This window comes from Streptomyces sp. NPDC002680 (assembly GCF_042889145.1).
Taxonomy (GTDB): Bacteria; Actinomycetota; Actinomycetes; order Streptomycetales; family Streptomycetaceae; genus Streptomyces; species Streptomyces adonidis.
This window is the reverse complement of record NZ_JBIAQP010000007.1, coordinates 245,876-260,713: the sequence shown is the minus strand read 5'-3', so window position 1 is coordinate 260,713 and position 14,838 is coordinate 245,876. Positions and strand designations below refer to the sequence as shown.

At 70.3% G+C, this 14,838-nt stretch carries 13 protein-coding genes; 5 read left to right on the top strand and 8 right to left on the bottom strand.

Going from position 1 to position 14,838, the window contains the following annotated elements:
• The gene (locus tag ACFYXF_RS20240) at nt 1–861 is read right to left on the bottom strand and encodes a hypothetical protein (protein WP_389350972.1); all 861 of its coding nucleotides are present in this window, start codon (nt 859–861) and stop codon (nt 1–3) included.
• A gap of 180 nt (nt 862–1,041) precedes the next feature.
• On the opposite strand from ACFYXF_RS20240, the gene ACFYXF_RS20235 reads away from it, so the two are divergent.
• Both ACFYXF_RS20235 and ACFYXF_RS20230 read left to right on the top strand, forming a co-directional pair.
• Nucleotides 1,042–3,618, top strand: coding sequence for a M14 family zinc carboxypeptidase (locus ACFYXF_RS20235; RefSeq protein ID WP_389350971.1), 2,577 nt, complete (start codon nt 1,042–1,044; stop codon nt 3,616–3,618).
• A gap of 13 nt (nt 3,619–3,631) precedes the next feature.
• Complete coding sequence (locus ACFYXF_RS20230) at nt 3,632–4,783, top strand: serine hydrolase domain-containing protein (protein ID WP_389350970.1); 1,152 nt, start codon at nt 3,632–3,634, stop codon at nt 4,781–4,783.
• Between the two features lie 84 nt (nt 4,784–4,867).
• Here ACFYXF_RS20230 and ACFYXF_RS20225 read toward each other — a convergent pair whose 3' ends face one another.
• On the bottom strand, nt 4,868–5,899 hold the full coding sequence (locus tag ACFYXF_RS20225; RefSeq protein WP_389350969.1) for an NADP-dependent oxidoreductase: 1,032 nt from the start codon (nt 5,897–5,899) through the stop codon (nt 4,868–4,870).
• A 123-nt stretch (nt 5,900–6,022) separates the two neighbouring features.
• On the opposite strand from ACFYXF_RS20225, the gene ACFYXF_RS20220 reads away from it, so the two are divergent.
• Together ACFYXF_RS20220 and ACFYXF_RS20215 are read left to right on the top strand one after the other, a co-directional pair.
• On the top strand, nt 6,023–6,466 hold the full coding sequence (locus ACFYXF_RS20220; RefSeq protein WP_389350968.1) for a MarR family winged helix-turn-helix transcriptional regulator: 444 nt from the start codon (nt 6,023–6,025) through the stop codon (nt 6,464–6,466).
• Between the two features lie 137 nt (nt 6,467–6,603).
• Nucleotides 6,604–8,160 carry a subtype B tannase gene (locus ACFYXF_RS20215; RefSeq protein ID WP_389350967.1) on the top strand — a complete coding sequence of 519 codons (1,557 nt, stop codon included), beginning with the start codon at nt 6,604–6,606 and terminating at the stop codon, nt 8,158–8,160.
• A gap of 132 nt (nt 8,161–8,292) precedes the next feature.
• On the opposite strand, the gene ACFYXF_RS20210 is transcribed toward ACFYXF_RS20215, so the two are convergent.
• From ACFYXF_RS20210 to ACFYXF_RS20190, 5 genes are all read right to left on the bottom strand, one after another.
• Nucleotides 8,293–9,489, bottom strand: coding sequence for an aldo/keto reductase (locus ACFYXF_RS20210; protein WP_389350966.1), 1,197 nt, complete (start codon nt 9,487–9,489; stop codon nt 8,293–8,295).
• Between the two features lie 96 nt (nt 9,490–9,585).
• The gene (locus tag ACFYXF_RS20205) at nt 9,586–10,725 is read right to left on the bottom strand and encodes a metallophosphoesterase (protein ID WP_389350965.1); all 1,140 of its coding nucleotides are present in this window, start codon (nt 10,723–10,725) and stop codon (nt 9,586–9,588) included.
• The gene (locus tag ACFYXF_RS20200) at nt 10,722–10,892 is read right to left on the bottom strand and encodes a hypothetical protein (protein ID WP_389350964.1); all 171 of its coding nucleotides are present in this window, start codon (nt 10,890–10,892) and stop codon (nt 10,722–10,724) included. The genes ACFYXF_RS20205 and ACFYXF_RS20200 overlap by 4 nt, the downstream gene beginning before the upstream one ends.
• Nucleotides 10,893–10,952: 60 nt before the next feature.
• Complete coding sequence (locus ACFYXF_RS20195) at nt 10,953–11,798, bottom strand: aldo/keto reductase (protein WP_389351223.1); 846 nt, start codon at nt 11,796–11,798, stop codon at nt 10,953–10,955.
• A gap of 80 nt (nt 11,799–11,878) precedes the next feature.
• Nucleotides 11,879–12,766 carry a helix-turn-helix domain-containing protein gene (locus ACFYXF_RS20190; RefSeq protein ID WP_389350963.1) on the bottom strand — a complete coding sequence of 296 codons (888 nt, stop codon included), beginning with the start codon at nt 12,764–12,766 and terminating at the stop codon, nt 11,879–11,881.
• Between the two features lie 343 nt (nt 12,767–13,109).
• Here ACFYXF_RS20190 and ACFYXF_RS20185 point away from each other — a divergent pair, with 343 nt between their 5' ends.
• Nucleotides 13,110–14,087 (top strand): aldo/keto reductase, encoded by a 978-nt coding sequence (locus ACFYXF_RS20185; protein WP_389350962.1) that lies wholly within the window; start codon nt 13,110–13,112, stop codon nt 14,085–14,087.
• Nucleotides 14,088–14,109: 22 nt separating this feature from the next.
• Here the strand turns inward: ACFYXF_RS20185 and ACFYXF_RS20180 are convergent, their stop codons facing one another.
• Entirely contained in the window at nt 14,110–14,790 is a 681-nt protein-coding gene (locus ACFYXF_RS20180) for a hypothetical protein (protein WP_389350961.1), read from the bottom strand.
• Nucleotides 14,791–14,838: the final 48 nt, after the last annotated feature.

The window sequence follows — 14,838 nt, the reverse complement described above, 5'->3', positions numbered from 1 at the left end:
CTAGGCGGAAGTGGCCACCACCAAGGGGCCGTCCGCCCTGGGTGACACCGCTGCCGACACCCGTACCGCCGCCGCCCTCGCCACGCGGCCCGTGCGGGAGGCCGTGGCGAGCAGGAGGGGCTGGAGTTGTTCCAGGCTCGACACCAGCAGCTCCTCCCCCGCGATCAGTACCGGCCGGGCCGCCTTCGTCGAGGCCGCCGCCGCTTCCGTGAGGTCGGCGAGGGGGGACAGGGTCGCGCGGACGACGCCCGCTCCGGCTGCCGCCGCGCGTTCGGCCAGGGCGACCTGGAGGGGCATCAGGGGTGCCAGGGCGGACGTCAACGCGTCGGCGATACGGCGGAGTTCGGGGGTGCCGTCGCGCAGGACCTCCGCCGCCGCGCGGATCAGCGGGGTGAGGGCGAGGAGGACCCCAGCGGTCAGGCCCGCCGCCGCGGGCAGCAGCGGGGACAGCGCCTCGACGAACTCGCCGAGCGCCTCCGCGACCTCCTCCACTGCCGGTTCCACCGCGTCCAGGACTGGCAGCAGGCTGTCGCCGAGGGCGGTCAGCAGGGCCTGCGCGGGCTCGCTCACGGGGTGTACGGCGAGCGGGGCGCCGGTGGTGCCGAGGCGGGTGAGGGTGTCGACGATGCGGTAGAAGGCCTCCTGGGCCTGCGGTGACGCGCTCGCCTCGGCCAGGTCGGCGGTGGTCTTACGCAGGACGCGCAGGGCCTCCGCGCCCGAACCGTCCCTCGGGTCGAGGGTGTTGACGGCGATCTTGGTGATGTTTCCCGCCGTGTCCAGGAGTTGGCCGGTGATGTCGGTCGTACTGCGGGCCATGCGCAGTACGTCCTCCCTGCTGGGGAGCGAAGGAATCGTTGCCATCGGCCGGCTCTCCTCGTCTCGTCTCTCGCACTCAGGATGCCCCTTCCGGCCCCTCCGGCATGCGCCATCCGGGGCATCCGTGACGCGTGGGCCCTCTTGTTGGCGTTGAGTCGAGGGGGTACATCTCGCCGTACCGATCTCAGGAAGCACAGAACACAGGAAGCAATGGAGGACGTACGCGTGCGTCGTACAAGACCCGTTCCGCCGAGCCCTGTTCTGCTCGCCGCCCTCGCCGTCACCACGGCGGGTGCGCTGCTGCTCACCCCCCACATCGCCAGCGCCGACCGCAAGCCCGTGACCCGGGAGGGGGCCGCGAGTGAGCGGTCCGTGGCCGGTGAGCGGGCCGCCACCGCTCCGGCCGGCGCTGCCGTCCGGGCCCTCACCAGCCCCGTCACCGCCCTCACCGGCACCGGTCGCGGCTACCCCCGTGAGCAGACCCTCTCCCCCGACCCGGAGAACCCGGCCGACAAGTCCATCAAGCTGGGCCTGGTCCCGTACCACGCCATCGCGCCGAAGCTGAACGCCCTTCAGCGGCTGGGCGACCGGGTGAGCGTCGAGGTCGCGGGCCGGTCGGCGGGCGGGCACCGGCTCTACCTCGTCACGGTGACCGCGCCGGAGAGCGCGGCCCAGACGCGCGCCCAGGAGGGCATGCGCGAGCTGATCGAGAACGCGCCCGCGGTCGCCGCCAAGAGCCAGACGATCAAACGGAGTTACAAGGCGCCCGTCTTCGTCAACAACAACATCCACGGGAACGAGTGGGAGGGCACCGACGCCTCTCTGAAGCTCATCGAGCGGCTCGCGACCGCCACCGATGCCAGGACACGCGATCTGCTCGCCCACTCCCGGCTCTACTTCAACATCACTGCCAACCCGGACGGCCGGATCGCCGGTACCCGTGCCAACGCCAACGGGTTCGATCTGAACCGGGACTTCGTGACCTCCTCGCAGCCCGAGGGGCGGGCGATGCGGCAGATCGAGATCGACAAGCAGCCGACCGTGATGCTCGATCTGCACGGATACGTCAACGGCACGCTCATCGAGCCCACCACTCCCCCGCACGGCGAGAACTACGAGTACGACCTCTTCCTGAAGAACACCTACGCCAACGCGCTCGGGATGGAGGCCGCCGTCAACGGCCTCGGCTACACCCCGCAGAAGGACGGTGTGGAGCCCGCCCAGATCCCGTTCCGTGATCAGGAGGAGGGCTGGGACGACTGGCCGCCGATCTTCACCCCGCAGTACGCGGCCTTCCACGGCACGGTCGCCGCGCACACCGTCGAGATCCCGCTGACGGTCAACAACCGCGCCTACGACACCCTTCCGGTCGACGAGTTGCGTCGCCGTTCCGCGATCAACACCGCCGTGGCGGGTGCGGCCATCACCGCGACGCTCAACTACGTTCAGGATCACCGGACTTCGCTCGTCGCCGACCAGATCGAGGTCTTCCGGCGCGGGGCGGCGGGGGCCGCGCAGGTGCCGGTGTCGGCCGAGACCGTCCCGGGGGTTCCGGGGATCGGGCCCGAGGACGTCTACACGACCACCTTCCCCCGGGCGTACGTCATCCCGGCGGGCGCCTCGGCCCAGCGTTCCGCGCCCGCCGCCGCCCGGCTGGTCGACCACCTGCTCGCCAACGACGTCAGAGTCAGCCGGGCCACCCATGACTTCCGGCTCGGCGGGCGGACGTACGCGAAGGGCTCGTACGTCGTCGACATGCGTCAGCCGAAACGCGGGCTCGCCAATGTGCTGCTCGCCGACGGGCGGGACATCAGCGACAAGGTGTCGGTGATGTACGACATCTCGGGCTGGAGTCTGGGCCGGTTGTGGGGCGCCACCGTCCAACCGGTGGGCAGCGGCAGCCTGTTGGGCTTGCCCATGCGGGCCGTGAGCGGCGCCACGCGGGTCGGGTATGTCGCCCCGTACGGCGATCTGCGGCTGCGGCTCGACGATCCGCGTGAGATCGCCGCCCTCAACTCCCTTCTGCGGGACGGGGTTTCGGTACAGCGTGCAGTGGACGGCAGTGCGATCGTCCCGGCGTCGGCGCGCAAGAAGGCGGGCGCGGTGGCCCGTACCTACGACGTGGCCTTCGACGCGACGAAGGCGACCGGAACCACTGCCCTGCGTCGGACGCGGGTGGCTGCTGCCGTCACGCCCGGGGAGCTGTTCGCGCTGCGGGAGATGAACTTCGAGGTGACTCCGGTGTCGACGGCAGCCCTCAACGCCGGTTTCGACTGGTCGGGGGTGGATGTGCTGTTCGTGTCGCAGGGAGTGGAGTACGAGGGGCTGAACCCGGCCGCCCGTACGGCACTGGACGCCTTCCTGGACTCGCGGGGGCTCGTCGGCCGGGGTGCCGTCGGGGCCGCGCTGAACTCCGCCGCCGGGGTGCTCGCGGCCAAGGCGGTCGAGGGCAACGGGGATGCCAACGGCGTGGTGCGGCTGGTGAATTCGGGGCCGGTGACTGCCGGTGCCCCCGGCCACGGCTTTGTGTACGCGCCCGTCTGGTTCACCGATCTCGGCCCCACGGTCCGGGTCGAACAGTCGTACGCGAGCGGCAACCCCCTCGTCTCCGGGCACTGGCGGGCGCTGGACGACGGCTCGGGCGGCCCCACGGCCGCGTCCGGACGGCCCTCCGTGGTCAGCGGCCCGGGAGCCGTACTGTTCGGTACGGAGCCGCTCTTCCGGGATCATCCCAAGGGGGAGTTCGCGGAGGTCGCACGGGCGTTGTTCACAGTGGCGCCCCGCACGGCACAGCTGCAGTAGGTGAGGAGAGCGGATGACGCAGGAGATCCACGGCACTGTCAGCGACGGGTTCGAGGCGGTGCGGGAGGAGTTCGCCGCCTTCGTCGCCGGTGAACTGCCCGACTACGAGGGCCAGTTGTGCGCGCATGTGCACGGCAGGCGGGTCGTCGATCTATGGGCCGGCCCGGACACCGGACCGGACGACCTCTACGGCGTGTACTCGTCCACGAAGGGCGCCGCCCATCTCGTGGTCGCCGTCCTGGTCCAGGAGGGCACCCTGGAGCTGAACCGCAAAGTCACCTACTACTGGCCGGAGTTCGCCGCCGAGGACAAGTCGACGCTGACCCTGCGTGATCTGCTCGCGCACCGGGCCGGTCTGGTCGGCGCCGACTCCGGGTTCACCCTGGAGGAGCTGGCCTGCGACCGGGTGGTCGCCGAACGCCTCGCGGACCAGCGCCCGTTCTGGCGCCCGGGGACGGCATTCGGCTACCACGCCTTCGTCATCGGCGCGTTGACCGGCGAGATCGTACGGCGCGCCACCGGCCGTACGCTCCAGCAGGTCCACGAGGAGCGGGTGCGCGCCCCGTACGGCCTCGACTTCTACCTGGGGCTACCGGAGGCGCTGGAGCCGCGTTTCCGGACCGTCCAGCCGATGCAACCCACCCCGGAGGAGCGGGAGTTGCTGGACTCGCTCCCCTCCGGGCCACACACGCTCGCGTCGATCGCCTTCAACCGTCACGGGGCCGAGCCCACCGACCTGGAATCGCTGCCCAACCATCGGGTGGTCCGCGCCAAGGGGCCCGCGTCGGTCGGCGGGGTGGCGTCCGCGCGGGGGCTGGCGGGGCTGTACGCGGCGGCGATCAGTGAGGTCGGGGAGCACGCTCCGCTGCTGAAGCCGGACACGGTCGCGGAGTTCGGCCAGTTCCACTCGACCGGCTACGACCTGGTGGCCCGGGCCCACAAATCGTTCGGCCTGGGCTTCCAGAAGACCGCGGACGTGGCCTACCCGTTCCTGGGTGCCAACACGATCGGCCACAGCGGCGCGGGCGGCTCCCAGGCCTTCGCCGACCCGCACAGCGGTCTGGCCTACGGCTACACCCGCCGCCGGTTCGCCTTCCCGGGCGGAGCGGCACCGGAGAACGAGCGGTTCGTACGGGCGGTCCACGCGGCGGCGTTGCGCGGCTGAGCCGCGAGAGGCGAGAGGCCGCACCCCACGTCCAGGGGTGCGGCCTCGGTCGTCCTCGACAACTACCGCCGTACGAAGGTCGGTTCAGTACTTGACGATCATCTTGCCGGTGTTGTCGCCGCGCAGCACCCCGAAGAACGCCTCCAGGTTGTTGTCGATGCCCTCGACGACGGTCTCGCGGTACTTGAGTTCGCCGGAGCGGACCCAGGCGCCGACCTCCTGGACGAACTGCGGCTGGAGGTCGTAGTGGTCGCTCACAAGGAAGCCCTCGATACGGCCACGGGTCGCGATGAGACGGGCGAGGTTCTTCGGGCCGGGGGCGGGTTCCGTGTTGTTGTAGACGGAGATCATGCCGCAGATGGCGATCCGGCCGTGCAGGTTGAGGGAGCCGATGGCCGCCTCCAGGTGGTCGCCGCCCACGTTGTCGAAGTACACGTCGATGCCGTCGGGGGCGGCCTTGCGGAGCTGCTCGCTGACCGACCCGTCCTTGTAGTTGAAGGCGGCGTCGAAGCCGTACTCCTCCACCAGCAGCTTGACCTTGTCGTCCGATCCGGCGGAGCCGATGACCCGGGAGGCGCCCTTGAGCTTGGCGATCTGTCCGACCTGGCCGCCCACGGCACCGGCGGCGCCGGAGACGAACACCGTGTCGCCCTCCTTGAAGGAGGCGGTGCGCAGAAGGCCCGCGTAGGCGGTGAGGCCGGTCATGCCGAGCACGCCGAGGTACGTGGACAGCGGCGCGGCCTCGGGGTCGACCTTGACGGCGTCCTTCGCGTTCACGGCCGCGTACTCGCGCCAGCCGAGGAAGTGCAGGACGTGGTCGCCGACGGAGAGACCCTCGGCGTTGGAGGCGATCACCTCGCCGACCGCACCGGCCTGCATGACCTTGCCCAGCTCGAAGGGGGCGACGTACGACTTGGCGTCGCTCATCCGGCCGCGCATGTAGGGGTCCACCGAGGCGTACAGGTTCCGCACCAGCACCTGGCCCTCGCGGGGCTGCGGGACCGCGGACTCGACCAGGGCGAAGTCCTCCGCCTTGGGCGCGCCGACCGGACGGCTGAGCAGGTGCCATTCGCGGTTGACGGTGGGGAGCGGGGCGGGGGCGGGGCTGTCGGACATGAGGGGGCCTTCCGGTGCGGCTCAGATGCTTCAGTTACTTCAGAGACTCAGATGCTTCAGTACCTGAAACAATAATGCTCCTGAATATTTCAGGGTGTCAAGTAAAGGGGTAGCCTGGAGAGCATGGCCACACCCGAATCAGTGAAGCCCCGCCGCCCCGACCCCCTGACCCTTGAGGTCGTCGACCTCATCGGCGCGGTCGTGGCCCGCTATCACCAGGAGTACGAGGAGGCGGCCACGCAGCACTCCCTCACCGGGGCCCAGGCCCGTCTGCTGAGCCTGCTCTCCCTGGGGCCGCTGCCGATGCGGCAACTGGCCCGGAAGCTGCGCTGCGAGCCGTCGAACGTCACCGGGATCGTGGACCGGCTGGAGTCCCGGGACCTGGTCGAGCGCCGCCCCGACCCCTCGGACCGCCGGGTGAAGCTGGCCGCCTGCACGGAGGAGGGGGTCCGGGTCGCACGGAGCCTGCGCGAGTCCCTGAACTTCGCCCGGGAGCCGCTGGCGGGGCTGTCGGAGGAGGAGCGGGTGCTGTTGCGGGGGTTGCTGGTGCGGATGGCGGAGGCGTAGGCGTAAGGCGCGGATCTTCGGTTCATAAGAGGTCGCTGTGCGTTGGCGATGAGTTCAACTAAATTGTTGACGATTTTGCCGCCATCAAATTACGTTCGCATGCGCAGACGCACCCCCTCACGGACCGAGGAGACATCGTGAAGCGCAGGACCGTAATCGGAGGATTGGGTGCGGCTGTGGCCGTCCCTGCTGTCGCCACGTTCGTGAACAACGAGGCGATAGCCGGTTCGGCGACCGTCGGCGGGCTCGTCTTCGACAAGGACGCGTACACCAAACTGACCACGACGATCACCACGGACGCCGGTGAGAAGTCGGTGACGTACCACTTCTACAAGGCGATCACGTACGTCACGAACCCGGTCGACGAGAAGTACCAGAGCCTGAACGTCAGCGTCCCGGTCGAGATCGACGGTACGGCGGTCGACGCGACCCGCGCGCCCATCCTGTTCGCCAACTCGGTGGGCGGGTACATGCCGTCGTCGGTGGCGGACGCCACGGGCATCGGGGGCGGGGGGATGACGGGGGTACCGGGTGGTGGGACCGGTGAGGTGGCGTCCGGCGGGAACGCCCAGGTGGACGGCCAGGGCGAGATGGTGAGCAACGCCAAGCTGGCGCTGGCGGCGGGGTACGTGGTCGTGGAGCCGGGGGCGCGCGGCCGTACGCTGGTCGACTCGTCCGGCACGTACTACGGCACGGCGCCGGCGGCGATCGTCGACCTCAAGGCCGCCGTCCGGTACGTCCGCTTCAACAAGGGCCGCATTCCCGGTGACACCGACCGGATCGTGTCGTCCGGTACGAGTGCGGGCGGCGCCCTGTCCGCGCTGCTCGGGGCGTCGGGCGACAGCCCGCTGTACGCCGAGTACCTGACGGCGCTGGGCGCGGCCGACGCGAGCGACGCGATCTTCGCCAGTGGTGACTGGTGCCCGATCACCGACCTCGAACACGCGGACATGGCGTACGAGTGGAACTGGGGCGCCAACAAGCTGAGTTCGGGCTCGCTGGTGGACCAGACGGTGTCGAAGGACCTCAGCACGGCGTTCACGGAGTACCAGGCGTCGCTGAAGCTCCGGGCGCGCGGTTTCGGCGCGCTGACGGCACGCAACCTGGACGACTACCTGCTGGAGACCTACCTCCAGCCGGCCGCGACCAAGTACCTCGACTCCCTTTCGGAATCGGCGCGTTCGACGTACCTGGCGGCGAACACCTTCATCACGTGGGCCGGCGGGAAGGCGACGTTCACCTGGGCGGACTTCCTGACGCATGTGGGGGCGCGGAAGAAGGACACGCCGGCGTTCGACGCGTTCGATCTGTCCGCCGGGGAGAACAACCTGTTCGGCACGGGGACTACGGAGGCCCGTCACTTCACGCTGTACAGCCTGCGGCACGAGGGCAGCGGCAGTGCGCGGCTGGCGAGCGATCTGCCCGAGAAGCTGACGCTGATGAACCCGATGCCGTTCATCGCGAAGCAGAATCCTTCGCGGGCGAAGCACTGGTGGATCCGGGTCGGCACGAAGGACAGCGACACGTCGCTGTCGGTGGTGGGCAACCTGGCGGCGAGCCTTGAGCAGTTGGGCGACGACGTGAACGCGGCGATGTACTGGGACTCGGGGCACGGGGCGAACGACGACGCGGCGGACTTCATCACCTGGATCGCGAAGGTGACGGGCTACAAGGCCAGGGCCAAGGCCAAGTAGCCCTCTGCCCACTCCCCCAAGACGCGGCGCCGGTTCTTCCCGTCCCGGTGTCCGCGGTCGTGGCGCCAAGCTCCTTCTCTGTCAGGCTTGGCGCCACGACCTGTTTCGCACAGTCGGCACTGCTCTGGTTGGTCAGCGGGGCGGTGCTTCGACGCCCGTCATCGCGAGGGCCTCCGGCGGGAGTCGGTCGCCGTGGATGGTGATGGCGGCGACGGCGGTGTTCAGTTCCTGGAGTTCGGCGGGGGTGAACCTGACCTCCTCCGCGCCGATGTTCTCCAGGAGGTGGGACAGGCGGGTGGTGCTGGGGATCGGTACGATCCACGGCTTCTGGGCGAGCAGCCAGGCGAGGTCGATCTGGGCGGGGGTGGCGCCCTTGCGCACCGCCCAGTCCTGGAGCAGCTGCACCAGCGGCATGTTGGCGGCCAGGTTGTCCCGGCTGTTGCGGGGGAACACGGGCCGGAAGTCGCCCTCCGCGAACTGGAAGTACGGGCTCATCGCACCGGTGGTGAAGCCCATGCCCAGCGGTGCCCAGCACACGAAGCCGATGCCGAGCTCCTCGCAGAGCGGCAGGACGTTCTGTTCCGGGCCGCGCCAGAGGGTGGAGTACTCGTTCTGGATCGCGGTGAGCGGCAGGATCGCGTGGGCCCGGCGGACGGTCTGCAGACCCGGCTCGGACAGGCCCCAGTGCAGGACCTTGCCCTGGCGGACGAGGTCCTTCACCGTGTCCGCGACGTCCTCGATCGGGACGGTGGGGTCGACCCGGTGCTGGTAGAGCAGGTCGATGTGATCCGTCCGCAGCCGCTTCAGCATGCCGTCGACGACTCGGCGGATGTGCTCCGGGCGGCTGCTCAGGCCGGTTACGGCCCCCGTGTCCGGGTTGATGTCCCAGCCGAACTTGGTCGCGATCACCACCTTGTCGCGGACGGGCCGGAGCGCCTCACCGACGATCCGCTCCGACTCGAACGGCCCGTACGCCTCGGCCGTGTCGAAGAACGTCACCCCCTGGTCCACCGCTGTCCGGACGAGAGCGACCATGTCCTTGCGGCTGGTGACGGGACCGTACAGGTTGCCCGGCATGGTCTGGGTGCCGAGGCCGATGCTGGACACCTTCAGGGAGCCGAGCCTGCGGCGACCGGTCTGCGTGACGGACGCGGTCACGGGGTTACGAGGGCCGGCCGGGCCCCTGACCCCCGTGGCGGACGATGCCGCCTGTGCCTGCGCCGACCCGGCCACCACCGAGGTGGCGGCCAGACCGGCCGCGCCCATCAGGAAGCCGCGACGGCCGCGGTCGGTCGGATTGCTGTTCGGCGTGCTGTCCTGTTCATGCATGGGTCACGTCTTTCGTGATCGTCAGTGGAGAGCACCCTCGGTGGGTCACCGTGGGTGACGAAGAAGCGGACATCGCTGAGTGGGCCAGGTCGTGGACTACGCCTGCCTTGACGCGAGTTCGACGATGGTGATGTCGGACGGTGCGCCCACGCGGACCGGTGGGCCCCAGACGCCGGCGCCGCGGCTGACGTACAGCTGGGTGTCGCCGTAGCGTTCGAGTCCGGCGACGGTGGGGTTGGCCAGTTCGGCGAGGAGGTTGCCGGGCCAGAGCTGGCCGCCGTGGGTGTGGCCGGAGAGCTGGAGGTCGACGCCGTGGCGGACGGCGTCGTCGATGACGACGGGCTGGTGGGCGAGGAGGACGGCGGCGCGGGTATGGTCGCGGTCGCCGAGCGCCTTGCCGAAGTCGGGACCCTGGCCTTCTGCTTCGCCCTGGACGTCGTTGACGCCCGCCAGGTCGAAGCCGGGCAGCTCCGTGCGGGCGTTCTCCAGCGGGCGCAGCCCCAGCTCCCGTACCTTCTCGATCCACGGTTCGGCGCCGGAGATGTACTCGTGGTTGCCGGTGACGAAGTACGTACCGTGCCGTGCCCGGAGTCCGGCGAGCGGTTCGACGGCCGGGGCGAGGTTCTCGACGCTGCCGTCCACCAGGTCGCCGACGACCGCGATCAGGTCGGGCTGGGTCGCGTTGATGGTGTCGACGACGCGCTGGGAGAAGGCACGCCCGAGGACCGGGCCGATGTGGATGTCGCTGACCACGGCGATACGGAATCCGTGCGCGCTGCGCGGGAGTTTGGCCAGCGGAACGGTGACGCGCTTCACCTTCGGCCCGCGCAGCACACCGTACGTGCCGTGGCCCACGGTTCCGACGGCGACCGCTGCTGCGGCGCCGCCCACGGCACGGGAGACGAAGAGACGGCGTGACGGGCCGGTGGGGGCGGTGCCGGTCGACGGCACGGGCTCCGGCGGAGCGTCCAGTACGCCGACGGGCCCGGCGGTGTTTCGTGCGGCACCGGAGTCAGCAGCTTGTGCCTCTGCGCCCCGCGCCGTCGGCAGAACCCTCTGCCGCGCATCCACCCCAGTGCTCCGGGGCACGAGCCACCGCCGCAGCACGGGCCGCACCGCCTCACCGGCCAGCAGCGCGAGCAGCAGGTACAGGAACAGCGCCATCCACAGGTACCCGGGCCAGGCCAGAATCCGCTGCACAAGGAAGGGGACGCTTTCCTCACCCTCCGCCGTCATGGCCACCACCGACAGCAGGGCCCGGCCACGAAGACGACGCTCCCGGTTCGGCGGAGGCGCGAGCCCTTGTGGGTGGTGTCCCGGACGAGACGGCGCCACACGTACCAGTGGAGTGCGCCGAACAGTGCCAGCAGGACGGCACTGACGAGCGCGAATACGACGACCACGACCTTGCGCAGCCCTTCCTTTGAGATGCGGGGCGTTCTCAGCCGAGATGCGGGGCGTTCTCAGGCGAGGTGGTATCCGCCGACGGCGCTGACCGTCTGGGGGTCGCGGTGGTCGAGGACGAGGCTGGCGCCGGTGTCCAGGGTGGTGATGCGGTCCATCTCGTCGGCGGTCAGTTCGAAGTCGAGGACCGCGAGGTTCTCGGCCATGCGTTCGGGTCGCGTGGACTTGGGGATCACCACGACACCGCGCTGGATCAGCCAGCGCAGGACGACCTGGGCCACGGACTTGCCGTGCGCCGCGCCGATGGCGGACAGGGTCGGGTCGCTGAAGATGTTGTTGCGGCCCTCGGCCAGCGGGCCCCACGCCTCGATCTGCACGCCGCGCTCGGCCATGAGGGCCTGGTCGTCGGCGCGCTGGAAGTAGGGGTGGGTCTCGATCTGGTTGACCGCGGGGACGGTCTCGTTGTGGTCGATCAGGTCGACGAGGCGGTCGGGGTGGAAGTTCGACACGCCGATCGCCTTGATCAGGCCTTGGTGGTGCAGGTCCTGCATGGCGCGCCAGGAGCTGTAGTAGTCGCCGAAGGGCTGGTGGATGAGGTACAGGTCCAGGTAGTCCAGTGCGAGCAGGCGCAGGGAGGTGTCGAAGGCGGCCTTGGCGCCTTCTTCGCCCTTTTCGTTGACCCATATCTTGGTGGTGATGAACAGTTCGTCGCGGGCGATGCCGCTGGCCTTGATCGCCTTGCCGACGGCTTCCTCGTTGCCGTAGGCGGCGGCGGTGTCGAGGTGGCGGTAGCCGGCGGCGAGGGCGTCGGTGACGACCCGCTCGGTCTCCTCGGCGGGGACCTGGAAGACGCCGAAGCCGAGGACCGGCATCCGGACACCGTTGTTCAGCGTGACATGGGGGATTTTGGGCATGGTGAACCTTTCGGGGTGGTGCTGGACGGCGCGAGGGTGCGCACCGGCATGTTGGGGAGGTGGGGCGGGTGTTACCGGCCGCGGTCGCTCGGTTCTTCCTTCGCGGGCTGGGCGGGGTCCGGTGCGGTAGCCCAGCTGGCGAGGAGGTCGAGGGCCTGGCGGCTGGGTGAGCCGGGTTCCGCGGTGCAGATGATCAGTACGAGGCCGGGGTCGGCGGGCAGCTCGAGGGTTTCGTAGGAGAGGTCGAGGTCACCGACGGCCGGGTGGTGCAGCCGTTTGACTCCGGTGCGGTGCAGCCGGACGTCCTGGGAGGCCCACCGGGTGCGGAACTCCTCGCTGCGGGTGCACAGCTCCCCGATCAGATCGGTCAGTGCCTTGTCGTAGGGGTTCTGGCCGGCCAGGAGGCGCAGCCCGGCGACGCCGTCGCGGCCGGTGGCCTCCCAGTCGCGGTAGTAGCCGGCGGCGCGGGGGTTGAGGAAGCGGAACCGTGCGGCGTTGACCGGCCGGGCGGGGTCCTCGTACAGCGGAGACAGCAGGGCCCGGCCCAGCGTGTTGGTGGCCATGACGTCCCCGAGACCGTTGGTGACGTAGGCCGGGGACAGCTGGCTGTCCAGGATCGCCTGGATGGCCGGACGTACCCGCTGCACCGCCGGGCGCCGGCGGACCGCCGCGCCGCTGTTGGCCGCACGCGCCAGGTCGAACAGGTGGGCGCGTTCGGCCTCGTCCAGCAGCAGTGCCCGGGCGATGGCGTCCAGCACGGTCTCGGAGGCGCCGCGCACGTCGCCGCGCTCCAGCTGGGTGTAGTACTCCACCGACACCCCTGCCAGGTCGGCCACCTCGCTGCGTCGCAGACCGGGCACCCGGCGCGTCCCGCCGTGGTCGACGAGACCCACCTGCTCGGGGGTGACCTTCCCGCGGCGTGAGATCAGAAAGTCCCGTACCTCGCTGCGGTTGTTCATGCCCTTCACGCTACGAGCCCCACCACGAACGTGGGAGATGCTGCCGGCACCCCCCTCAGCCGCACCCCGCACGACGGCGGGCGCTGCACCGCCCCCCGATCACACCGGGCGCGGGCCGCCGCACACACGCACCCGACTCCGGCCCACCGGGTGGCGGGGCGATCCGCGCCCGTCCAGCGGCCGGAAAGCACCGCACCCCGGGCGGCCCCTACCGCTACGGCGGGCGTGTGGCTCGCCCGGTTGGGGGGTGCCGGCAGCATCTCCCACCGCGCCCGTCGGATGCCTAGCGTCGAGGATGAGGCAGCCGGTGTGGGCCGGCCGCGCCGACGATGAGGAGCGCGTCATGCAGTACACCCGTCTGGGTACCTCCGGACTGAAGGTCAGCCGTATCGCACTGGGATGCATGAGCTTCGGCGACACCTCGCAGATGCCGTGGGCCCTTAACGACGACGGCGCCGAGCCGGTCTTCCGCCAGGCCGTGGAGTCCGGGATCACCTTCTGGGACACCGCCAACATCTACGCCTACGGCACCTCCGAGGAGATCGTGGGCCGCGCGATCAAGAAGTACACGAGGCGCGACGACGTCGTCCTGGCCACCAAACTGTTCAACCCCATGCACGACGGACCCGGCGGGTCGGGCCTGTCGCGCAAGGCCGTGATGGAACAGATCGACGCCTCCCTGACCCGCCTGGGCACCGACTACGTCGACCTCTACCAGATCCACCGCTTCGACCCGCAGACCCCGGTCGAGGAGACCATGGAAGCCCTGCACGACCTCGTCAAGGCCGGCAAGGTCCGCTACCTCGGCGCCTCCTCGATGTGGGCCTGGCAGTTCGCCACCATGCAGCACACCGCCCAGAGCCACGGCTGGACACCCTTCGTGTCCATGCAGGACCAGTACAGCCTCCTGGCACGCGAGGAGGAGCGGGAGATGTTCGGCCTGCTCGCCCACACCGGCGTCGGCTCCATCCCCTGGAGCCCCCTGGCCGGCGGCCGCGTCGCCCGCCCCTGGGGCCAGGACACCACCGTACGGGCCCAGGCCTCCCCCGACACCGACCACCTCGGCCGCCCCCTGTTCGCCGACACCGACGAAGCCATCGTCGACGCCGTCCAGAAGATCGCCGACGCACACGGCGTCCCGATGGCCCAGATCGCACTCGCGTGGGTACTGAAGAACCCTGTCGTGTCCGCACCCATCGTCGGCGCCACCAAGACCCGCCACCTCACCGACGCCGTCGCCGCCCTCGACCTCACACTCACAGACGACGAGATCGCCGCACTGGAGGACCCCTACACCCCGCGCCTGCCCACCTACTTCTGATCCGCCTGAACGGCCTCGTCCCTCACGTGCACCACCACAGGAACTGCTCGCACGTCTCCGAGGGGGACGGTTCCGGGGTCGGGTCCGCTGTGGTCGGGTCCGACGACGGGGTCGTCGAGTCCGTGGGGGTCGAGGACTCGCCCCTTGTCGGGGTCGGGGCCGAGCCGACCGGGGCCGACTGGGCGTCCTTGCTTCCGCTCGGTGAGGCCGTCGGGGACGGGGAACCCGAGCTTTCCGATGCCGAGGGGGATGGCGACCCCGACGGGGACGCCGAGTCGGATGCGTCGTCGTCCGCCGATGACGACTCGTCGGACAGCGGCTCCGCAGTGTCGCCGGCCTCCGTCGACGCCGAGCCGTCGGCCGACTCGCTGCCCGCCGCCGCGGGCTTCGGGTTCGATCCCGGCGCGTCTATCCCCAGTTCGGCGAGGCTCAGTCCGCCCGCCGCGAGCACGAACCCCGCGGCGACGAGCAACGTCCGCTTCCGGCGCCGCCGATGTGCCGCGGCCTTGCGGTCACGTCGGCTGCCGGCGGGCTGTTCAGCGGCCTCGTCCTCATCGTCGTACTCGTCGGAGTCGGCGTCTGCTGCCTCTGCCTCTGCTACCCCACGGCCGCGTCCGCGACCCGCCCTCCGGGCCTCCGCGCGCCCAGGACGCCGTACCTCATCGGCACCGCCCTCTTCCGGGCGCGCGTCGGTGCCCTCCACGTTCGTGTGGAGGGGCGTTGTCGATGAGCCGCACCCCGGGCAGGCAAG